General features: G+C 35.0%; 22 protein-coding genes. 8 read left to right on the top strand and 14 right to left on the bottom strand.

Annotation, left to right across the window (positions count from 1 at the left end; genetic code table 11):
- Positions 1–6 precede the first annotated feature (6 nt).
- The 12 genes from KF816_08965 to KF816_08910 form a co-directional block, all read right to left on the bottom strand.
- Complete coding sequence (locus KF816_08965; protein MBX3008142.1) at positions 7–423, bottom strand: CoA-binding protein; 417 nt, start codon at positions 421–423, stop codon at positions 7–9.
- A gap of 8 nt (positions 424–431) precedes the next feature.
- Positions 432–3,317 carry an aminomethyl-transferring glycine dehydrogenase gene (gcvP, locus tag KF816_08960; GenBank protein MBX3008141.1) on the bottom strand — a complete coding sequence of 962 codons (2,886 nt, stop codon included), beginning with the start codon at positions 3,315–3,317 and terminating at the stop codon, positions 432–434.
- An 85-nt stretch (positions 3,318–3,402) separates the two neighbouring features.
- A complete protein-coding gene (rnc, locus tag KF816_08955) occupies positions 3,403–4,176 on the bottom strand; it encodes a ribonuclease III (GenBank protein ID MBX3008140.1) in 774 nt (257 codons plus the stop codon).
- 2 nt (positions 4,177–4,178) lie between these two features.
- Positions 4,179–5,423 (bottom strand): beta-ketoacyl-ACP synthase II, encoded by a 1,245-nt coding sequence (gene fabF, locus KF816_08950; protein ID MBX3008139.1) that lies wholly within the window; start codon positions 5,421–5,423, stop codon positions 4,179–4,181.
- Between the two features lie 80 nt (positions 5,424–5,503).
- On the bottom strand, positions 5,504–5,737 hold the full coding sequence (locus KF816_08945; GenBank protein MBX3008138.1) for an acyl carrier protein: 234 nt from the start codon (positions 5,735–5,737) through the stop codon (positions 5,504–5,506).
- A gap of 39 nt (positions 5,738–5,776) precedes the next feature.
- Positions 5,777–6,520, bottom strand: a complete 744-nt coding sequence (fabG, locus tag KF816_08940) for a 3-oxoacyl-[acyl-carrier-protein] reductase (protein ID MBX3008137.1) — start codon at positions 6,518–6,520, stop codon at positions 5,777–5,779.
- A complete protein-coding gene (locus KF816_08935) occupies positions 6,504–7,115 on the bottom strand; it encodes a DUF3109 family protein (protein MBX3008136.1) in 612 nt (203 codons plus the stop codon). The genes fabG and KF816_08935 overlap by 17 nt, the downstream gene beginning before the upstream one ends.
- Positions 7,115–8,029, bottom strand: a complete 915-nt coding sequence (gene fabD / locus KF816_08930) for an ACP S-malonyltransferase (GenBank protein MBX3008135.1) — start codon at positions 8,027–8,029, stop codon at positions 7,115–7,117. The genes KF816_08935 and fabD overlap by 1 nt, the downstream gene beginning before the upstream one ends.
- Positions 8,029–9,036, bottom strand: coding sequence for a ketoacyl-ACP synthase III (locus KF816_08925; protein MBX3008134.1), 1,008 nt, complete (start codon positions 9,034–9,036; stop codon positions 8,029–8,031). Before KF816_08925 ends, fabD begins: the two co-directional genes overlap by 1 nt.
- A complete protein-coding gene (gene plsX, locus KF816_08920; GenBank protein MBX3008133.1) occupies positions 9,020–10,051 on the bottom strand; it encodes a phosphate acyltransferase PlsX in 1,032 nt (343 codons plus the stop codon). Before plsX ends, KF816_08925 begins: the two co-directional genes overlap by 17 nt.
- Before the next feature lie 17 nt (positions 10,052–10,068).
- Positions 10,069–10,248 (bottom strand): 50S ribosomal protein L32, encoded by a 180-nt coding sequence (rpmF, locus tag KF816_08915; protein ID MBX3008132.1) that lies wholly within the window; start codon positions 10,246–10,248, stop codon positions 10,069–10,071.
- Positions 10,249–10,265: 17 nt separating this feature from the next.
- Entirely contained in the window at positions 10,266–10,769 is a 504-nt protein-coding gene (locus KF816_08910; protein MBX3008131.1) for a DUF177 domain-containing protein, read from the bottom strand.
- 112 nt (positions 10,770–10,881) lie between these two features.
- Here KF816_08910 and KF816_08905 point away from each other — a divergent pair, with 112 nt between their 5' ends.
- From KF816_08905 to KF816_08870, 8 genes are read left to right on the top strand one after another with little or no spacing between them, the layout of a single operon-like run.
- Entirely contained in the window at positions 10,882–11,832 is a 951-nt protein-coding gene (locus tag KF816_08905) for a PrsW family intramembrane metalloprotease (protein MBX3008130.1), read from the top strand.
- Positions 11,829–12,401 carry a nicotinate-nucleotide adenylyltransferase gene (gene nadD, locus KF816_08900; protein ID MBX3008129.1) on the top strand — a complete coding sequence of 191 codons (573 nt, stop codon included), beginning with the start codon at positions 11,829–11,831 and terminating at the stop codon, positions 12,399–12,401. Before KF816_08905 ends, nadD begins: the two co-directional genes overlap by 4 nt.
- 29 nt (positions 12,402–12,430) lie before the next feature.
- Positions 12,431–13,381 (top strand): methylmalonyl Co-A mutase-associated GTPase MeaB, encoded by a 951-nt coding sequence (gene meaB, locus KF816_08895; GenBank protein MBX3008128.1) that lies wholly within the window; start codon positions 12,431–12,433, stop codon positions 13,379–13,381.
- Between the two features lie 10 nt (positions 13,382–13,391).
- Positions 13,392–14,564, top strand: a complete 1,173-nt coding sequence (locus KF816_08890) for an acyl-CoA dehydrogenase family protein (GenBank protein MBX3008127.1) — start codon at positions 13,392–13,394, stop codon at positions 14,562–14,564.
- Positions 14,561–16,228: an acyl-CoA carboxylase subunit beta gene (locus KF816_08885; GenBank protein ID MBX3008126.1), complete on the top strand. Its 1,668-nt coding sequence runs from the start codon at positions 14,561–14,563 to the stop codon at positions 16,226–16,228. The genes KF816_08890 and KF816_08885 overlap by 4 nt, the downstream gene beginning before the upstream one ends.
- A 1-nt stretch (position 16,229) precedes the next feature.
- Positions 16,230–16,889 (top strand): hypothetical protein, encoded by a 660-nt coding sequence (locus KF816_08880; GenBank protein ID MBX3008125.1) that lies wholly within the window; start codon positions 16,230–16,232, stop codon positions 16,887–16,889.
- 1 nt (position 16,890) lies between these two features.
- Positions 16,891–18,243, top strand: coding sequence for a sigma-54-dependent Fis family transcriptional regulator (locus KF816_08875; protein ID MBX3008124.1), 1,353 nt, complete (start codon positions 16,891–16,893; stop codon positions 18,241–18,243).
- Positions 18,243–18,596, top strand: coding sequence for a histidine triad nucleotide-binding protein (locus KF816_08870; protein MBX3008123.1), 354 nt, complete (start codon positions 18,243–18,245; stop codon positions 18,594–18,596). The genes KF816_08875 and KF816_08870 overlap by 1 nt, the downstream gene beginning before the upstream one ends.
- Here the strand turns inward: KF816_08870 and purD are convergent.
- Together purD and KF816_08860 are read right to left on the bottom strand one after the other, a co-directional pair.
- On the bottom strand, positions 18,577–19,869 hold the full coding sequence (purD, locus tag KF816_08865) for a phosphoribosylamine--glycine ligase (protein MBX3008122.1): 1,293 nt from the start codon (positions 19,867–19,869) through the stop codon (positions 18,577–18,579). The genes KF816_08870 and purD overlap by 20 nt on opposite strands.
- A 2-nt stretch (positions 19,870–19,871) precedes the next feature.
- Complete coding sequence (locus KF816_08860; protein MBX3008121.1) at positions 19,872–21,152, bottom strand: glycosyltransferase; 1,281 nt, start codon at positions 21,150–21,152, stop codon at positions 19,872–19,874.
- Between the last annotated feature and the right edge of the window lie 6 nt (positions 21,153–21,158).

Raw genomic sequence — 21,158 nt, 5'->3', positions numbered from 1 at the left:
ATCCGATTAACTACCAATAGCTTTGCAATGATTATATAACACAGCAATACACTTATCTTGAATAACTGTAATTCCCTTCTCAACAATAGGTTTTACAGCTTCATCGTTTCTAATACCCTCTTGTAGCCAGAGCACGTTTGGTTTAATTTGCAGAGTATCATTTATTAGTTCGGGAATTTCTTCGGATCTTCTAAATACATTTACTATATCAATATGGTGCGGGATTGCTTTTAAATTTGGATACACTACAATATCCCCAGCCAAATCAATTGAGGGATTAACTCCAACGACATGATATCCGCTAGATTTTAAAAATGACGCAATTTGTCTGCTTATTCTTGAAGAATTGCTGGAGATCCCATAAACAGCAATTGATCTTGATTTTTTGAGAATCGTGCAAATATTTTCTGTTTCACTATTCATAGAAAATATTATTTTACTTCTTCATAATCAGAGATTGGCAAACAACTGCAAACCAAATTTCTATCACCATAAGCATTATTAACGCGACTTACACTTGGCCAAAATTTATTTGATCTAGAGAACTCAGTTGGGAACGCCGCTACAGATCGAGAGTAAGCTTTATCCCAATCATCAGAAGTGACAACTTTAGCTGTGTGAGGCGCATTCTTAAGTGGATTATTTTCTTTATCAAATGTTCCCGATTCGATCAATGAAATTTCATCTCGAATTTTGAGCATTGCTTCTACAAATCTATCCAACTCCCTCAATGATTCGCTCTCTGTCGGCTCAACCATTATTGTACCCGGAACCGGAAATGAAACAGTCGGTGCGTGGAAACCATAATCCATCAATCTTTTAGCTATATCATCAACTTCAATATTTACGCTACTTTTAAGATTTCTTAAATCAAAAATTAATTCATGAGCTACAAAACCATTTGTGCCATAATAGAGAACTGGATAAATATTCTGCAATCTCGATTTAATATAATTGGCATTAAGTATAGCAACCTTTGTAGCATGTTTTAATCCAAATGAACCTAACATTTTGATGTATCCATAAGATATTATTAACACATTCGCGCTTCCCCAAGGTGATGCAGATACAGCATTGATTCCTTTTTGTCCACCTACTTTTACAATGGAGTGTGAAGGCAAGTATGGTTTTAATTTTGAATTTACAGCGATCGGACCTACACCGGGTCCGCCGCCGCCGTGTGGTATGGCAAATGTCTTGTGTAAATTTAAGTGACACACATCTGCGCCAATTAAGCCGGGGCTGGTAAGACCTAATTGCGCATTCAAGTTAGCGCCATCCATATAAACCAAACCGCCATTGTCGTGAATAATCTGGCAAACTTCTTTTATGCTTTCTTCGAACACACCATGAGTTGAAGGGTACGTTACCATTAATGATGAGAGGTAATCTTTATTCTGTTCGGCTTTAATTTTGAGGTCAGCAACATCAATGTTTCCTTTATCATCACACTTTACTACAACAACTTTATTGCCTGCCATTACCGCGCTTGCGGGATTTGTACCGTGTGCGGAGGAAGGGATTAACACAACATTTCGATGTGCTTCATTATTATTTTTATGATAAGCCCTAATCACCATTAATCCAGTGTACTCACCTTGAGCACCGGAATTTGGCTGAAGAGAAACCGATTCAAAGCCCGTAATTTCCGCGAGATCTTTTTCGAGTTCAGAAATTAGTTCTATATAACCGGCCGCCTGTTCTATCGGTACGAATGGATGAAGATTCGCGAATTCGGGCCAGCTTATTCCAAACATTTCACTCGATGCATTTAATTTCATCGTACATGAACCAAGCGGTATCATCGAAGCGGTTAATGATAAATCTTTATTCTCTAAACTTTTTATATACCTGAGCATTTCTGTTTCAGAGTAATACGAATTAAAAACCGGATGAGTTAAATATTTGCTTTGTCTCAATAGCGTCGGCTCTATTGGAGTTTTTCCATTTGAAATATTATTTAAGTCAAAATTTTTCAGTTTAAGTGCAGAAGAAATAATTGAAATAATTTCAAGAATACTTTCCCGCGTGTCTAATTCGGAAATGCTGATTCCAATTGTATTATCTTCTGAATATTTGAAGTTAATCTCTCTCTTCTCTGCCTCAGCTCTAATTGAATTAACTTGTTCAATATTATTCAACATCAATTTAAGAGTGTCGAAATAATTTTTATTGACTTGCTGAATCTTTAATTCCTTGAGAGAATTATCCAGCAAGTGAGTAAGAGAATTAATCCTTTGGGCAATTTCAAATATACCTTTTGGACCATGATAAACTGCATACATTCCCGCCATAATCGCCAACAGAACTTGAGCTGTACAAATATTACTTGTAGCATGCTCTCGTTTAATATGTTGTTCTCTGGTTTGAAGCGCCATTCTTAAAGCTCTATTTCCATGGGCATCAATTGTAACACCAATTATTCTACCGGGTATCTGCCTTTTATACTCATCTTTTGTTGCAAAATAAGCCGCATGAGGTCCACCAAAACCCATTGGCACACCAAATCGTTGAGTTGAACCAACAACAATATCTGCTCCGAACTCACCCGGTGGTTTAAGAAGTGCTAGCGATAACAAATCAGCTGCTACTATTTTAAATATATTTTTTTCTCCTGCAGTTGAAAATAATTTATCATAATTAATTATCTCTCCATCTGAATTAGGATACTGCACTAATATTCCAAAAACGTCATCTGTTAACTCTTCTTCTCTTATTTCCTTTACTAGTAATTTAATCCCAAGCGGTTCACTTCTGGTTAATAACACATCAATTGTTTGAGGGAATGTTTTATCAGAAACAATAAAGGTACTCGCATTTTTCTTATTCCCTTTTCTCAATGAAAAACTCATAGTCATAGCTTCAGCGGCTGAGGTGGCTTCATCTAATAATGAGGCATTCGCAATTTGCATTGCGGTTAAATCGCAAACCATTGTTTGGAAATTTAATAATGCCTCGAGTCTTCCTTGCGATATTTCTGCTTGATAAGGTGTGTACTGGGTGTACCAGCCTGGATTTTCTAAAATGTTTCTTTTAATTACACCTGGTGTAATAGTTGGATAATATCCTGAACCAATATAACTTTTAAACACTTGGTTCTTTTTAGCAATATTTTGCAGATGTGTCAAAAAATCAATCTCAGTCATAGGTTCAGATAGTTTTACTTCCTCTCGATTTCTTATTACTTCGGGTACAGTATTATCGATTAATTCATCAAGTGAAGAAACTCCAATCACTGCCAACATTTTTTCAAGATCTTGATTGTTTATACCGACATGGCGGTCGATAAACTTATCATAAAATTCAGTGTGGGACATAAATATTTCTCATTCAGTTAGAATTAAATTAATTAGTGAGACAAATATAATAAAAGAGGAATTATCGGATTGTTATTTTTTAATTCTAAAAATCGACAATACCTAGTTTTTGAAGTGCGTCTTTGGAGGCATTTTGCTCGGCCGATTTTTTGTTTTTACCATAGCCGATTCCAATAATTTCATCACCAACAACAACATTAACTACAAACTCTTTTTTATGAGACGGGCCCTCGGAACTAACTAAAATATATTTTGGTGTTGCGAGTTTTTTCGCATGAGTATATTCGAGTAATTTCCCCTTATAATTATGGTCGGAAAGAAATGCTTCATCTTCCTCAAAAGGTTGAATCACAAAATCAATTACAAATTTTTCAACTTTAGGGATTCCATGATCCAAATAAATTGCACCAATTAGGGCTTCAAGTGTATCGGCTAAAATTGTACTAAATCCATCTTCAGAACCCCGCAGATACTTTTGATTATAGAGCACATAATCCTGGAGGCCAAGATTCCGAGCCGCGGCGGCTAATCTATCTCTATTAACGCATGCCGAACGTGACTTTGTTAAAAAGCCCTCATCACTATTATTAAAAGTAAAGAAAAGGTATTTTGCAACAATCATATTAAGAACAGAATCCCCTAAAAATTCGAGGCGTTCATTCGATTTGGAAAGTTCATGGTTGATTTCTAGATATGAGCGGTGAGTTAATGCTTTAACATAATAATTATAGCTGGTAAACTTAATATCAATTTTATCTTGAAGTTTTTTTATTGAAAGGAAAATTTCTGGTGAAATTTTCCCTTTAACATCGTTGGCTTTAAAAAGTCTTTTAAAGAGAATAAGAAACTTGCCAATCAAAACTATTCTTCAAATTTTTTAAACAATAATGATGCGTTATGCCCACCGAATCCAAATGTATTACTTAAAGCATACTTAATATCACGCTTTACCGCAATTTTAGGTGTATAGTTTAAGTCTAGTTCAGGACTTGGCTCATCATGATTTATTGTTGGTGGAATAATTCCATGTTTTAAGGCCAATGAAGAGGCAATAGCTTCAACCGCACCTGCGGCCCCTAATAAATGACCGGTCATTGATTTTGTTGAACTAACCGCAAGTTTGTATGCATGTTCTCCAAAAACTGTTTTAATTGCTAAAGTTTCATTCAAATCATTTAATTCGGTTGATGTACCATGCGCGTTAATATAATCAACCTCTGTTGGATCAATTCCAGCATCTTTTATAGCTGCTTTCATTGAACGAACTGCACCTTCTCCACCTGGAGGCGGGGCTGTAATATGATATGCGTCTCCGGTCATTCCAATTCCAACAATCTCAGCATATATATTTGCGCCTCTATTAAGTGCATGTTCTAATTCTTCTATTAAAAGCGCACCGCCCCCTTCTCCCATAACAAATCCATTTCTATCTTTATCGAAAGGTCTCGATGCTTCCATATATCTATCATTCCAAGTAGATAGGGCGCGAGCCGAATTAAATCCACCAACACTCATTTGAGTAATTGGAAATTCTGATCCTCCGCAGATCATTAGATTTGCAGATCCTCGCTGAACAATCATAAATGCGTCAGCAATTGCATGTGATGATGTAGCGCATGCCGAGACTGTAGCGTAGTTTGGTCCTTTGAAACCATATTTTATTGAAATTTGACCTGCTGCAATATCGGGAATCATCATTGGTACAAAGAATGGGCTAATTCGTTTTGGACCTCCTTGAAGGAAAGCTGAATGCTGATCCTCAAATGTAAGCAATCCGCCTATTCCACTACCAAAAATTACACCAGCTAATTCTAAATCTACCTTTGATAGGTCTAATTTTGAGTCATCCATTGCCATAGTGGCAGTAGCCAGAGCATAGTGAGTATATGGATCCATTCTTCTCAATTCTTTTTTATCAATATATGTCGATGGATCAAAATTTTTTACTTCACAAGCGAATTTTGTTGTATGGTTTGTGGTGTCAAATTTTGTAATTAAGCATGCACCATTTTTCCCGGTAACCAAACCATCCCAATACTCAGCTAAATTATTTCCGATTGGAGTTAATGCTCCCATTCCGGTAATAACAACTCTTCTTTTGCTCATAAATGACCTAATTTTATTGAAGGATAATTAAGGATTAGAAAATGAGAAGCAGACCAAAATTGATCTGCTTCAATATATCATTAACCTAATTTTTCTTTAAGATATTTTACAGCGTCACCAACAGTAGTAATTTTTTCAGCATCTTCATCTGGAATTGAAATGTTGAAAGAGGATTCGAAACCCATAACAAGTTCTACGATGTCAAGGGAATCTGCACCAAGATCATTAGTGAAAGAAGCTTCTGGTGCTATTTGACTTTCTTCAACACCAAGCTTATCAATAATGATTTCTTTTACTTTTGCTTCAACGTCCATTTCTTCTCCTTTTTAGTTGTTTGTTTGTGTTTATTAAATTTACATTACCATTCCACCGTCAACAGTTAAAACTTGACCGGTGATGTAATCAGAATCACTGCTACTCAAGAACAATACGGCTTTTGCTACATCCTCGGGTTTACCCAATCTTTTAATAGGAACATTTGAGAGTATAGCTTCTTTTTGCTGTGTACTTAATTTATCGGTCATATCAGTTTCAATAAAACCGGGGGCAACAGCATTAACATTTATGTTTCTAGAAGATAATTCTTTAGCATTCGATTTGGTTAAGCCAATTACGCCGGCTTTTGAGGCTACATAATTTGCCTGTCCGGCATTCCCAATTATACCAACCACAGATGTTATATTTACGATTTTGCCATATCGTTGGCCAATCATAGGTTTTAAAACCGCCTTTGTATAATTAAAAACTGAATTTAAATTGGCACTAATCACCGAATTAAAATCATTTTCATTCATTCTAAGCAATAAATTATCCTTTGTAATTCCGGCATTATTTACTAGAATATCGATACCGCCAAGTTTTTCTAACGTAAAATTAATTACATCTTGAGCCGAATTAAAATTGGAGGCATCGGCTTTGAAACCCACTACCTTTACACTTTCATTCGAGAATTCAATCTCAATTTGTTTAGCTGTTTCTTCTGAACTAAAGTAAGTAAAAACAACACTACATCCGTTCTCGGCAAGTTCTTTAACTATAGCTTTACCAATACCTCTCGTTCCGCCGGTAACAACAGCTTTTTTATTTAGTAATTTCAACGTTAGTTTCCTGAAGTGTTAATAAATAATCTCTCTTATATTCGAGCAGCTCATTAAAACCCTCTTCACCCAAAACATGTCTTATTTCATTTTTACATACTTCAAAAATGGTGGAGACATGGTTTTCAGATTTATTACAGTAATGCATCCTACTGAGATGGTCATCATCCACTGTTAAAGCACCTTCAAAAATAACTAACGGAAATAATATACAATATAGAGGTTTATATTTCCACTTATATTCCCCCTCATTCATAGCTAGTTTTTGAAGAGAGCAATATCCTTGTTTATCGAGAAAAACACATTTGCCATTATAAACTTCAGTACCAACGGCAATTCCCGAGGGAAAATCATCATCTTTCTCCTCTGCCTCAAACCAGGTATTCCACTCTTTTGGCTGAGTGTCATCCATTATATCTGCGATTCTCTCTTTATTCTGCATAATAGTTTCATATTCGGCCTTATCAGTATATACTCCATAATAACAACACTCACCCGAACAGATTGAAACATCACAACATTTAACAAAAGTATGAGTAAAAATGAGAGGATCGATATAAATCCCATTTATCATCTTTTCAAACTTCTTTTCCATTATAGGTACCTTTCCACATCAGTAAATTTATCGATCCCAAAAATTTTTACATCTGGATTAATTCTTTTTACTAAACCTTGTAATACTTTACCGGGACCAATTTCATAAAACTCCTCTGCCCCATCATTAATCATATTCTTGATTGTCTCTTCCCACCTAACCGGTTTGGTTAACTGTTGATCAAGCAGAGAAATGATCTCTTCTTTATTTTTAACTGGTGAAGCATTAACATTAGCATAAACAGGAATTTTAGCGTCATAAAATGGGGTTAGTTCTAACTTAGCTTTTAAACTTCCACGGGCACTTTCCATTAAAGGAGAATGAAATGCGCCACTTACAACTAACTCTTTAACTAGTTTTGCACCCTTTAATTTGGCTAATTCCATTGCCCCTCTTACACCTGTAACGGAACCGGAAATTACTATCTGTCCTGGAGAATTAAAATTCGCGCACTGAACAATTCCGTTTTGAGATGCTTCTTCACAAATATTGATTAAAATTTCTGAATCCAAACCCACAACTGCCGCCATTGTTCCGGGCTGATCAATACCGGCTTGGAGCATTGCGGTTCCACGAAGTCGTACTAATTTAATTGCATCATAAAATTGAATAGCATTCGCAGATACAAGCGCGGAATATTCACCCAATGAATGACCAGCAGCCATATCCGGTTCAATTTTTCTTAATAAGCTAGAAAGAACGACACTATGCAAAAATATTGCAGGCTGAGTAATATCGGTTTGTTTTAATGATTCTTCCGGTCCATTAAACATTATATGAGATAACTGCACACCGGTAGCTTCCTCAGCAGTTAAAATCATCTCTTTTGCTTCAACAGAGTTCTCGTATAAATCTTTAGCCATTCCCACATACTGAGAACCCTGTCCGGGGAATAAAAATGCTTTCTTTGTCATTATTCCATACTCCAAGTAAGATACATAGCACCCCAAGTATAACCGGCACCGAAAGCTGATAAAATTAGATTATCCCCTTTTTTTAATTTTCCATCTCTATAGTATTCCACTAAACAAAGTGGAATGGTAGCCGCTGTGGTATTTCCATACTTATGAATATTAATCATAACCTTATCTTTAGAAACACCCATTCTCTGAGCCGTAGCATCAATAATTCTTAAATTTGCTTGATGTGGTACAAGATAGGCCACATCATCCCCATTCAATCCATTCTTTTCCATTATAGCCGCCGAAACATCCGCCATTCCTTTAACCGCAACTTTGAATACTGCCTTTCCATCCTGATAAATAAAGTGCATTCGTTTATCAACCGTTTCATGAGTTGATGGATTAAGACTTCCACCACCTCTCATATGAAGACTAGATTCCCCGCTTCCATCAACATATAACAATGAATCTTTAATTCCATAATTAAGATCGGTTTCAGGTTCAAGAAGTACTGCAGCACCGGCATCTCCAAAAAGAATGCAAGTATTTCTATCGGTATAGTCGGTAATTGCACTCATTTTATCTGCACCTATAACCAAAACTTTTTTGTAATTCCCCGATTCTATAAAATTTTTACCAGTATTTAGAGCAAATAAAAATCCGGAACATGCGGCTGATAGATCAAATGCCCAAGCGTTTTTTGCTCCAATTTTTTGCTGAACTAAACATGCTGTTGAAGGGAAAAACATATCTGGTGTAACTGTAGCTACAATAATACACTCAATTTCATCTGCTCTGATATTTTTTGATTTCAGCAGATCTAATGCTGCGTTTGCAGCAAGATCGCTTGTAGCGCCATCTTTTAAAATTCTTCTTTCTTTTATTCCAGTACGGGTTAAAATCCACTCATCGTTTGTATCAACTATTGATTCAAAATATTTATTATCATAAATCGTATCGGGTACATACATGCCAACTGCCGTAATAACCGCGTTTATATTTTTAATTTTTTGTTCCATAATTTTTTAGAGCTTCCTCAAATTTCTGAATTAGATTTTTATCATACATCTCTTTTGCTCTAAGTACCATATTTTTAATTGCTAATGGTGAACTTGAACCATGACCAATAATACTTATTCCATTAATACCCAAAAGAGGAACACCCCCATGAGTTTGATAATCCATATCGGACAAGGTTGCTTTTAAAACAGACTTAACAACCAGAGCCTTAATTTTATTTAAAATACCTTTTTGAGCATAATTTTTAATTCTTGTTTTTAATAAGGTAGAAAGAACACTTTCACCAAATTTTAGAATGATGTTTCCAACAAAACCATCGCAAACTATCACATCAACCTCACCCTTAAGGATATCTCTCCCCTCAACATTCCCAATAAAATTTAATTTAGATTCTTTAATCAAATTATTGGCTAAAAGAGAGATTTCATTTCCTTTCGAATCTTCCTCTCCAACGCTTAAAACCCCAACTTTTGGATTTTGCTGATTGTACATTTCTTGAGCGAATATAGAACCAATAATGGCGTATTCAAATAAATGCTGAGGTTTACTATCGACGCTTGCGCCAACATCGAACAGCAGACATTTTTTAGTAGTAATAGTTGGGAATGCGGCACCAATTGTAGGTCTTCCTATTCCCGGAATTCTTCCTATTAAAAGTGTTGAAGCAGCCATCATAGCTCCGGTATTTCCGGCGCTTACAAAAGCATCTGCAAGTCCTTCTTTAACAAGCTTTGCCCCTACAACTATTGAAGAATCCGGTTTGGATTTAAGAGCAGCCGTAGGTGAATCTTTCATCTCAATAACTTGAGAACAATTTTTTATTGACATACCCGTAATGGAAATATTTTTTTCAGAAGCAATTTTTTTAATTGTTTCTTCATTTCCTACAAGAATTAATTCAAAATTAGGATCTGCTTTAAGTGCATCAGAGGCACCCAATAATTCATTAAAAGGGGCATAGTCGCCCCCCATAGCATCCAGTGCAATTCTACATTTCGAATTTTTGGTTGTCATTTTTTAGGAATTAAAACTTATGATTCTGGTACAAACATAGAGCGGCCGGCATAATAACCGCAGTTTGGGCAAGCACGGTGACTTAGTTTTATTTCACTACAATTTGAACAGCGATTTAATGTTGGAGCTGTAGCCTTATAATGAGTTCTTCTCTTATCTCTTCTGCTCTTCGACATCTTACGTTTCGGATTTGGCATCGTAATTACCTATATGTTTAGTTATTGAAATTATCTTTTAGTTTTTTAAGTGGTTCCCAAATATCATTTTCCACTTTAATTATACAATCGCATTTATCTTCATTTAAGTTGATCCCGCAGTTGGAACATAAACCTTTGCACTCTGTATTGCAAAGCTTTTTCATTGGAATTTCAATATTTGCGAACTCAATTACATCGGGTGTCAGATCAATTTTATCATGATCAGGCGACAAAAATTTAAGATCAAGCTCATCAGTTTCACTTTTTTCTCTTGAAAAGAGGTATGTTAAGGTGAAATTACTCTCAATTTTTGTTTCATATTCGGTCATACATCTGTCGCAGCTAAATCTTGCGGCTAACACCAAATTGCAATTTAGCACAATTTGATGGATTGATTTATCCATACGACAAAATAATGAACCAATTCCAAAGAACTCGTCACTTAATCCTATTTTATCTACCGGTACCTTAAAATCAAATTCGTGGATACCTTCAGAAAAATTAGTATATTTTATTAGCATTTCAAGAATTTCAAAAAAATTTGGGTCAAAATATAGGCAGTGATCTTTACTAAATCAAGAATTTGAGGTCTTATATTATTAAACTGATTATTTCAACTTTAATAGATTAATTATGCCAATATTATCATCTCTAATAGCCGCAGTAGCACCTATGGCTCTCTATTTAATAATTATTTGGAAAATGGATAAGAATGAAAGAGAGCCATTAGCAATGATTTTATTTCATTTTATATGGGGTGCTTTCGGCGCAATAATTCTAGGTTTGATTGGAAGCGTTATTCTTACTCTCTTCCTCAGCGTTCATTTATTCAGCGAATCGCAGCACGGATTAATCCAAACAATCATATTTGCCCCCTTCGCCGAGGAGATCGCAAAAGGAGTATTTTTGCTTTGGACAGTCAATTCAAGAAAATTTGATAATTTGACTGACGGGATTGTATATGGCAGCGCTATTGGGTTGGGATTTGGCATGACCGAAAACTTCACATATTTTTTGAGTTATGGAGATACCTTCGCATCCTGGCTATATCTTGTAATTGTTCGTTCACTTTTTTCGGCGGTGATGCATTGTATTGCTACCGCCACTTTCGGCGCGTTCTTGGCAATCTTTAAATTTTCGAAACATCCACTTAGAAATATTTTACCATTTGCCGGTATGCTAATTGCGATGCTGATTCATTTTTTATGGAATGCCTCAGTTAGTTTTGACGGTAACTATTTTTATGGCCTATTGTTTATGATTCTGTTAATCATAATTTTTATAATGACGATAAAATTGTCGGTTCATTATGAAAACGTAATAATTAAAAGTGAGTTGAATGAAGAGAGCGAGTTGGGCATTCTTCCTCAAAATCATGTTATGATACTAGCTTCAAATTTAAGATTTAGAAAAGGGTGGATTGATGAGGAAATCCGGACTAAATATATTAATGCAGTAGTTAAACTAGCTTTTAGAAAATATCAGTTGAAAAATTCTACTAATAAAAATCAAAACTTTTATGAGGAACAGGTTAGCCTATATAGATATACAATTCCCAAAATCTTATCGAAAGAATTAGCATGAAAAAAGTAGGTGTTTTTGGTGGCACTTTTGATCCTATTCATTATGGACATTTGGTAACAACACAATTTGTGCTCGAAAAAAGAGAACTTGAGAAAATTATTTTTATTCCATCTCACATATCACCACATAAGTTAGAAATGAAAACAGTAGCGGATTTACATCGTTATAATATGGTAAAACTGGCCATTGAAAATAATCCGCAGTTTGAAATTTCAGATTATGAAATCAATAACAATGCTATTTCATATACTTTAAATACGATTTTACATTTCAAAAAAATATATCAAGATATTGAGTTAATAATAGGTTATGATAATTTATTGGTATTCGATAAATGGTACAAACCCAATGATATATTTGAAGAAGTTACAGTAGTTGCAATGGTTAGAAACGGCAGTTATGATTTTGAAAAAAATATATTTACTGAGAAAGCCATAATAATCGATCCTCCGGTTGTTGATATTTCATCAACCGAGATAAGAGAACGTGTAAAAAATAATTTACCCATTAATTATCTCACTCCTCCATCAGTTGTTGACTATATTTATCGAAATAAACTTTACCATTAAAATAAAATTCCATTTAACTTTTTGAAATAATGATGAACTCAGAACTTATTGCAGAAATATTTAAGAATAATAAAAGAAAAGTTTCGCGAGCTATAACAATCGTCGAAAGTTCGTTGAATGATTCTACCGATCTATTAAAAGAGATACACAAAAAAACCGGTAGAGCTTACCGAATAGGTATAACGGGACCTCCAGGCGCCGGCAAATCTACAATAACAAATCAGTTGACAAAATATTTTAGGAAACAAAATAAAACTGTCGGGATAATTGCAGTTGACCCCACAAGTCCTTTTAGTGGTGGAGCTTTATTAGGTGATCGTGTTAGGATGAGTGAAGTAGGTAGCGATCCCGGTGTGTTTATTAGAAGCATGGCTACTAGAGGAAGTCTAGGAGGATTAAGCCAAAAAACTATCGACGCCGCTGATGTGCTCGACGCAGCCGGTTATGATTATATAATATTTGAAACAGTTGGGGTGGGTCAATCAGAATTAGATGTAGCAAAAGCGGCAGATACTACAATTGTTGTAATTGTTCCGGAATCTGGCGATGCTATTCAGGCAATGAAAGCGGGATTAATGGAGATAGCCGATTTTTTTGTAATAAACAAAAGTGATCGGCCAGGTTCTGATAATGCTATTAATTCTCTCAATACAATTTTAATGTTTAAAGACCATAATGAAAATGATTGGCTTCCAAGTATTCTAAGAGCTGTTGCTTCTGAGAATACCGGTATTTTGGATATCGCTAATGAAATTGAAAGACATAAAAGTTATTTGGTAAGTAATAATTTACTCAATAAGCACCGTGAGCAGCAGTATAAATCAAGAATTTCGGGAATTGTTGAAAATCTTTTTAAAAATGAAATTTGGAACGATGAGAGAAAAATTAAACTCACCGCTTCCCTTTCAAAAGTATTGGATGGTGAAATTTCACCTTATGAAGTTGCTGAAATGATATTTAAAGAATTTAAAGAATCTTAAAGGTGTTTGAATGACAGAATCATCAGCATCAAATTTTATTTTGGACTTTACAGAAGAACAAAATAATATTAAAAATATAATTCGTGATTTTTCTCAAGAAAAAATAAAACCAACAGTACTTGAATTAGACGAGGCTCAGAAATTCCCAATAGAATTAATGCATGAATTAGGTTCTCTTGGATTTCTCGGAATTCTTGTGCCTGCCGAATTTGAAGGTGCTGAACTTGGGTACACAGAATATGCTTTAGTAATTGAGGAACTGGCAAAGACAGATCCATCAATCGCGCTTTCTGTAGCAGCACATAATGGGTTGTGTACAAACCACATAAATCTTTTTGCATCCAAAGAGCAGAAAAGAAAATTTCTTCCTGATCTTGCATCTGGAAGAAATATTGGCGCATGGGGTTTAACTGAAGCTCAATCTGGCAGTGATGCCGCTGCACTTTCCACATACGCTGTAAAAAAAGGAAATAGCTATATAATTAATGGCTCTAAAAATTTTATTACTCATGGCATTTCAGCAGAAACTTTTGTGATTATGGCAATTACCGATAAAGAAAAAAAGCGAAAGGGCATTTCTGCTTTCATTGTTGAAAAAAATACTCCGGGTTTTTCATCGGGCAAAAAAGAAAATAAGTTAGGGATGAGAGCGAGTGAAACTTCTCAACTAATTTTTGAAAATTGTGTTGTTCCCGCTGAAAATTTGATTGGTGAAGAGGGAGAGGGATTTACTCAGGCAATGAGAGTTTTAGAAGGGGGAAGAATTTCAATTGCCGCTTTAAGTTTAGGACTTGCTCAAGGATGTTTGGATGCTTCAATTGAATACTCGAAGCAGAGAAAACAGTTTAATAAGCCGATCTCAGATTTCCAGGCAATTAATTTTAAATTGGCAGATATGGAAACTGAAATAAATGCCGCAAGATTGATGACTTACAAAGCAGCGTGGTTAAAAGATAAAAATAAATCCGTTAATGATATTGCTGCAAAAGCTAAACTATTTGCAAGCGAAATTGCTGTAAAAGCCGCAAATGAGGCAGTTCAAATTTTTGGAGGATATGGATTTACAAAAGATTATCCGGTAGAAAAATTTTACCGCGATGCTAAATTGCTAACAATTGGTGAAGGTACTTCGGAAGTTCAGAGAATTGTAATTGCGCGAAATTTATTGAAGAGTGACGAATGAAAAAAATCGGTTCACAATTTCCAGAAAATGAAACTACAGTTAAACGTGGTTTATACCATAAAGAATTAGTTGATAAACTAAATTTATTAAGGGAAGATATTTCATTAGGGGGAGGAAAAGTTTCAATTGATAAACAGCATGAAAAAGGAAAGTTAACCGCAAGAGAAAGAATCCGATTATTAGTTGATGAGAATAGTGAGTTTATAGAATTAAATACTTTTGCCGCTCATGATATGTACTCTGAATATGGAGGGGCCCCTTCTGCTGGGACCATATTTGGTATTGGGAAAATTCATAAAAGAGATTTTGTGATAGTAGCGAATGATGCAACTGTTAAAGCCGGGGCATGGTTTCCTCTGACCGCGAAAAAGAATTTGAGAGCACAAGAAATTTCGATGGAGAATAAACTTCCGATAATTTATTTGGTTGATAGCGCCGGTGTATTTTTGCCACTTCAAGAAGATATATTTCCTGATAAGGAACATTTTGGAAGAATATTTAGAAATAATGCCATCCTTTCTTCACAAGGAATTCCACAAATTGCTGCTATTATGGGACCATGTGTTGCCGGCGGGGCTTACCTCCCTATCATGTGTGATGAATCATTAATAGTGGAAAGTGAAGGCTCTATATTTCTTGCCGGTTCTCATTTGGTAAAAGCGGCAATTGGAGAAGTTATTGATAACGAAACGCTCGGCGGTGCAAGAGTACAATCTAATATTTCGGGAGTAACGGATTATATCGTAAAAAATGATACTGAATGCATTGAACAAATTCGAAGTATTGTTTCAAAATATGGCAGAACTGCTCCATCTATTTTCGATAGAACCACTCCCCTCCCTCCAAAATATGATCCAATTGAAATTTATAAAATTTTACCAGAAGACACCTCCAAACCTTATGACACTTATGAGCTATTAGCTAGAGTAGTTGATAATTCAGAGATTGATGAGTATAAAGCCGGTTATGGCAAGACATTAATTACCGCATATGCGAGAATTGATGGATGGGCAGTTGGAATTGTTGCAAATCAGAGAAGTATAGTTAAAACCGATTCTTTAAAAGGTGGAAGTGAGATGCAGATTGGTGGCGTTATTTATTCCGATAGTGCCGATAAAGCTGCAAGATTTATAATGAACTGTAATCAGAAAAAGATACCGCTTCTATTCATGCAAGATGTATCTGGATTTATGGTAGGCAGCAAAGCAGAACATGGAGGCATTATTAAAGACGGTGCTAAAATGGTTAATGCAGTAGCAAATTCTGTTGTTCCAAAAATTACTGTTATAGTAGGTAATAGTTATGGTGCAGGTAATTATGCAATGTGTGGGAAAGCATATGATCCCCGTTTTATTTATTCCTTCCCAAATTCAAAAATTGCAGTTATGGGGGGCAATCAGGCGGCCAATGTTTTGCTTGATATAAAATTGAAGCAATTAAAAAAGAACAATTCATCTATAAGCGAAATTGAGAAAGATGATATTCTAAAAGAGATTAATAATTCTTACAATAAATCGAGCAATCCACTTTATGCCGCTGCTAGATTATGGATTGATGAAATTATTGATCCAGCCCTAATAAGAAAATATATTTCCCGTTCAATTGAGATTTGTACTAATAATAATGAGATTCAAAAATTTAACACTGGATTAATTCAGACTTAGCATGGTTGGTAACTTCAAAAAAACTGTTTTGTTTTTCGCGGTGCTACTTTCTTGCATAAGTAATGCTCAGTCTACAGGTCCAAATTCGTTTTATGGTGGGATGTTTTTTGCGATTGATATTATTCGATCAGATGATTTTCAAACGCATAAGAAAGAGAATGGTGATTTAGCCGCGGTAGATTCTTTATTCCATTCCACACTTAAATATTTTGAGGGTGATATTTCGGAGACTTTATTAGCGCTTACTTTTGCCACAGTACCTTTCAATAAGATTAACTTTAAAATCCCTTTATTTAAAAAAATAATTACTATCCCTTTACCATCAGCACAGAAAAGTGTCTTTGATGAAAAGGTTGCGAAATCCCCAAAGTTTTTATTTCCCGATTCATTCTCGAGTGATTATGGCGACAAGGATAAACTGGCACATTTTTTTGGAAACGCATTTATTCGTTATAGTTTTAGATTGTTCAACTTGTCTAAATTTCTTGGTATCTTTGTTGAGTTTATGGAAGAGGGATTTTTTGTAAATGGTGAGTTCAGCCAAAAAGATATGCTCGCAAATCATATTGGTGAGTTTTTCGCTGAAGCGTTGATAAAAAATCCAAATTCGGTTCCAAGTGAAGTTTTTTTAATTTACCAATTATTATTTATAAGAATATAAAATGAAATCAGTATTAATTATTGACGATGAAAAAGAGATTTGTGAATCAATTAAAATGATATTGGAGTATGAGGATTATTCTGTTGATTACACAACCGACGCATTTACCGGAATGCAGAAACTCGAATATGGAATCTATGATGCAGTTTTGCTCGATATTCAAATGCCGGGTAAATCCGGTTTCGAAATTTTACATTGGCTGAGAGAACGCGATTCCGAATTAAAGGTAATTATGATTTCCGCCCATGGGAGTGTCGAAAACGCTGTAAAAGCTACTAAACTTGGTGCCTTCGATTTTATTCAAAAACCAATTGATAGAGATAAACTACTTATCAGTATCCGGAATGCAATTTCTCAAACCAAGTTGATCAGAGAAAATAAAAAATTAAAGAGTGATCCATTATCAAATAATATAATAATTGGAAAAAGTAAAAGGATTATCTCAATTCTCGAAAAAATTGAACTGGTAGCTAAAACTGATGCCCGCATTTTAATTACAGGTGAGAATGGCACCGGTAAAGAACTGGTTGCTCAGGCTATTCATAGGCAAAGCAATAGGTCAGAGCGAGAAATGGTTGAAGTTAATTGCGCCGCCATCCCTCATGAATTAATTGAGTCTGAATTATTTGGTCATGAAAAGGGATCGTTCACAGGCGCAGTAAATAAAAAAATTGGCAAATTCGAGTCAGCTAGTTTTAGCACACTTTTTCTTGATGAAATTGGAGATATGAGTTTACAGGCACAAGCAAAAGTTTTGCGAGCTATGGAAGAGGGCAAAATTGAACGTGTGGGAGGTAATAATAAAATTGAAGTAGATGTGAGAATAATTGCTGCTACTAATAAGGACCTACCATTAGAAATTGGGAATAATAATTTTAGAGAAGATTTATATCATAGAATAAATGTTATCCCTATCCATGTTCCTCCCCTTAGGGAACGCAAAGATGATATCCCTCTACTAATAGAGCACTTCATGAAAATTTTTTGTGAGAAGAATAGATTTCATTTAAAAGAGATATCAAATGAAGCTATAAAGGTTCTTCAATCATTTCCTTGGAAAGGTAATGTAAGAGAATTGAGAAATTTTATAGAAAGAATTGTGATTCTGAGCCCAGGCAAAATAATCACCGAAAATGAAATAAATTCTGTATCACCAACTGTTAAATCAAATGTTGATGAAATACTAAGTGTGAGTAATTCCTTTCAAGAGTTTAAGGAGAAAGCTGAAAAAGCATTTATAGTTAAACAGTTAGAAGTGAATGGGTGGAATATCAGCAGGACTGCAGAGATTTTAGGTATACAGAGAAGTCATCTTTATAATAAACTTAAGAAATATGAAATAGAAAAGGATTAATTATGGGAGAAACAATTTTTTCTAAAATTATCAGAAAAGAAATTCCGGCGAAGATTGTATTTGAATCGGAAACGGTGCTTGCCTTCCACGATATCAATCCACAGGCTCCAGTACATATTTTAATTATTCCAAAGATTTCGGAGATTAAAACTACTCAGGACATATCGGGAGCACTTCATTCTACTCTTCTGGGTAATTTGTTCGACGCAGCAAATAAAATTGCAAAAGAATTGAATTTGACAGAAAGTGGTTTTAGATTGGTTATTAATTCCGGGCCGGACGCAGGACAGGAAGTCTATCACCTACACATTCATTTATTGGCCGGAAGAAAATTTAATTGGCCTCCCGGATAACAGTAAATGCTTTATCGGAAATATCTTTTCTATACTGCATTCCCTCAAAATAGATTTTAGGTATTTCTTGATAAACTATTTTTTTACAAGTCTTTAAATCATTTACTTCTGTTTTAGTAACTACATTAAGCACTCTTCCTCCATCGGTAACAAGTTTATCTCCCGATATTTTTGTGCCGGCATGGATAATCTTTGTTGAGTAAGTTAAATCGCTTTTAAGAACAATTTCTTTTCCTTTTACATAATTTTCAGGATATCCTCCAGAAGCCAAGACGACACAAATTGCTGCTCCCCCATTATATTTACATAAATCCTTTTCAATTTTTCCTGATGCTGCGCTATACAACAAACTTGCAAAGTCTCCTTCTATAAGTGGAAGCACAACCTGTGTTTCCGGATCGCCGAATCTGCAATTAAATTCAACAACTTTTATCCCATTTTTTGTTAGCATAAGCCCGGCATACAAACATCCTATAAACGGTGAACCTTGTTCAGACAAAGCCCTAAGTACCGGTTTAATGATGATTTGAGCTGTCTGTTCCAATACTTCATCAGTTACAAATGGAGTTGGAGAATACGCACCCATACCTCCGGTATTCTTTCCTTTGTCCCCGTCAAAAATCCTTTTGTGATCTTGTGCTGCCGGAAGAAGAATAAAATCATTACCATCGCAGACTGCAAAAATCGATGCTTCTACACCCTCCATAAATTCTTCAACCACAATCGTATCACCCGCAGATCCAAAAGTTGAAGTCTCAAAACATTCCACGATTGCTGATTCTGCTTCATGGAAATCTTTAGCAATAATTACACCTTTACCAGCCGCAATTCCATCTGCTTTAATTACTATCGGGTAACTTCCAACTTTCAAATAATTTAACGCTTCAGTTTTCTGATTTTTATTGAAGACAATAAAATCTGCTGTGGGTACATTATACTTTTTCATTAAATTTTTGGCAAAAGACTTTTCACCTTCAATCCTCGCAGCAGATTTAGTAGGTCCAAATACTTTAATGTTGTTTTGTGTTAAAGAATCAGCAATCCCATCTGTTAATGGTTTTTCGGGTCCAACCACAACTAGATCAATTTGGTAATTGTTACAAAAATCGATCAAGTTTTTATGCTCATTTAAATTGATATTCACTATTTCAGCAATTTCTGAAATACCAGGATTGCCCGGAGCACAATATAACTTTTTCACTGATTTTGATTCAGTAAGTTTTAATGCGATTGCGTGTTCCCTTCCTCCGGATCCAATCAGTAAAATATTCATAGTTATTCCTTCACAAAAAATTGTAAAGCTTTAGTCAGTTGCTCAGTCAAATTTTTTCTATCATACTTATCAACCACATCATCCGGTGGAACCGGTAACTTATTATTTCTAAATAAGTCATTGATTTTAACTAACTCATTTTTTATCGCATCTATATCGTAAGGATCGACAATAAACGAAGCTTGATATTCTTGGAGAGCATGTGATGCTGCTCCTTCAGGTATGCAGCCAAGAATTGGTTTTCTAGTTCCGATATACTCATAAAGTTTACTTGTAGAGATAGTATCACCACTCTTCATTTTCCCAATCATAAACCAAAGTACATCAGTCGATTTTAACCGTCTTATAACTTGATCGTGCTCCAAGTAACCGTTGTCAATTACATATTCTCCCAGCCCCAGTTCAGCAATCAACCTCTTATACTCTTTTCTAAGAAGTCCAATAAATTCCAATTCAATATTTGCTGCGATATCAGGTCTTTCTACAGACAGTTTTTTAAATGCTTTTATAAAATATTCGGGAGTAATAGCATCATAAAAAATACCCGAATATGTTATTCTCATTTTTGTTGAATTTCTTGGAATAGCTGAATTCTTATCAAAGTCATCTTGATCAAATCCATGAGGGATAATAAGTACATCATTATAGGAAAGAAAGGGGTAAGTAAGGAGCATTTTCTCTTTAATTCTTCTATTAATTGTAACTACTTTATCAGCGGTTCGAAGTGCGTTGTACTCCAATTTTTTATGCTTAATTCTATGATATGGTGTTGGATAAAATGAGAACTGCGAATTAAACCACAAATCTCTGTAATCCACAAACAAAGGGATGTTAAATTCCTTTTTTAATTTAGCGGCTGTCAGAAAACTTGAATATGGAGGAACCGATGTATAAATAATATCAAATTTTTCATTTCGCAATAATTCCGAGGCAACTTTGTATGCTTTCTTGGCCCACGATTTTTTATTATCCGGGATAAATATTGCTTTACTAATACTAGAAAGAGTTTTTCTTACGAATTCCCTTGGCATCGTAACGGTTTCAAATTTTTTACCCATAATGGCATTTATATCAAAAGCTTCAGTTCGAATTATTCTAATATTAGCATCTTCCGCTTCTTTTAGCATATTTAGATCATGAGCAAAATATGCGACATTTCCGGTAGTGATAACCGTTGGTTCCCAATTAAATTGAGACATGTACTTGGTAAATTTTAGGGTCCTCTGGACACCACTTAAGCTCAAAGGAGGATAGTAATAAGCAAGAACAAGAACTTTAAACATTTTTAA

The organism is Melioribacteraceae bacterium (assembly GCA_019638015.1).
Classification (GTDB): Bacteria; Bacteroidota; Ignavibacteria; order Ignavibacteriales; family Melioribacteraceae; genus JAHBUP01.
This window is presented reverse-complemented; position numbering and strand designations above follow the sequence as displayed.

Excerpts from the sequence above, each read along its gene's own strand:
- KF816_08965 (MBX3008142.1), bottom strand. The coding sequence starts at position 423 with ATGAATAGTGAAACAGAAAATATTTGCACGATTCTCAAAAAATCAAGA.
- gcvP (MBX3008141.1), bottom strand. The coding sequence starts at position 3,317 with ATGTCCCACACTGAATTTTATGATAAGTTTATCGACCGCCATGTCGGT.
- fabF (MBX3008139.1), bottom strand. The coding sequence starts at position 5,423 with ATGAGCAAAAGAAGAGTTGTTATTACCGGAATGGGAGCATTAACTCCA.
- KF816_08945 (MBX3008138.1), bottom strand. The coding sequence starts at position 5,737 with ATGGACGTTGAAGCAAAAGTAAAAGAAATCATTATTGATAAGCTTGGT.
- KF816_08935 (MBX3008136.1), bottom strand. The coding sequence starts at position 7,115 with ATGGAAAAGAAGTTTGAAAAGATGATAAATGGGATTTATATCGATCCT.
- fabD (MBX3008135.1), bottom strand. The coding sequence starts at position 8,029 with ATGACAAAGAAAGCATTTTTATTCCCCGGACAGGGTTCTCAGTATGTG.
- KF816_08925 (MBX3008134.1), bottom strand. The coding sequence starts at position 9,036 with ATGGAACAAAAAATTAAAAATATAAACGCGGTTATTACGGCAGTTGGC.
- plsX (MBX3008133.1), bottom strand. The coding sequence starts at position 10,051 with ATGACAACCAAAAATTCGAAATGTAGAATTGCACTGGATGCTATGGGG.
- rpmF (MBX3008132.1), bottom strand. The coding sequence starts at position 10,248 with ATGCCAAATCCGAAACGTAAGATGTCGAAGAGCAGAAGAGATAAGAGA.
- KF816_08910 (MBX3008131.1), bottom strand. The coding sequence starts at position 10,769 with ATGCTAATAAAATATACTAATTTTTCTGAAGGTATCCACGAATTTGAT.
- KF816_08905 (MBX3008130.1), top strand. The coding sequence starts at position 10,882 with ATGCCAATATTATCATCTCTAATAGCCGCAGTAGCACCTATGGCTCTC.
- nadD (MBX3008129.1), top strand. The coding sequence starts at position 11,829 with ATGAAAAAAGTAGGTGTTTTTGGTGGCACTTTTGATCCTATTCATTAT.
- meaB (MBX3008128.1), top strand. The coding sequence starts at position 12,431 with ATGATGAACTCAGAACTTATTGCAGAAATATTTAAGAATAATAAAAGA.
- KF816_08890 (MBX3008127.1), top strand. The coding sequence starts at position 13,392 with ATGACAGAATCATCAGCATCAAATTTTATTTTGGACTTTACAGAAGAA.
- KF816_08885 (MBX3008126.1), top strand. The coding sequence starts at position 14,561 with ATGAAAAAAATCGGTTCACAATTTCCAGAAAATGAAACTACAGTTAAA.
- KF816_08880 (MBX3008125.1), top strand. The coding sequence starts at position 16,230 with ATGGTTGGTAACTTCAAAAAAACTGTTTTGTTTTTCGCGGTGCTACTT.
- KF816_08875 (MBX3008124.1), top strand. The coding sequence starts at position 16,891 with ATGAAATCAGTATTAATTATTGACGATGAAAAAGAGATTTGTGAATCA.
- purD (MBX3008122.1), bottom strand. The coding sequence starts at position 19,869 with ATGAATATTTTACTGATTGGATCCGGAGGAAGGGAACACGCAATCGCA.
- KF816_08860 (MBX3008121.1), bottom strand. The coding sequence starts at position 21,152 with ATGTTTAAAGTTCTTGTTCTTGCTTATTACTATCCTCCTTTGAGCTTA.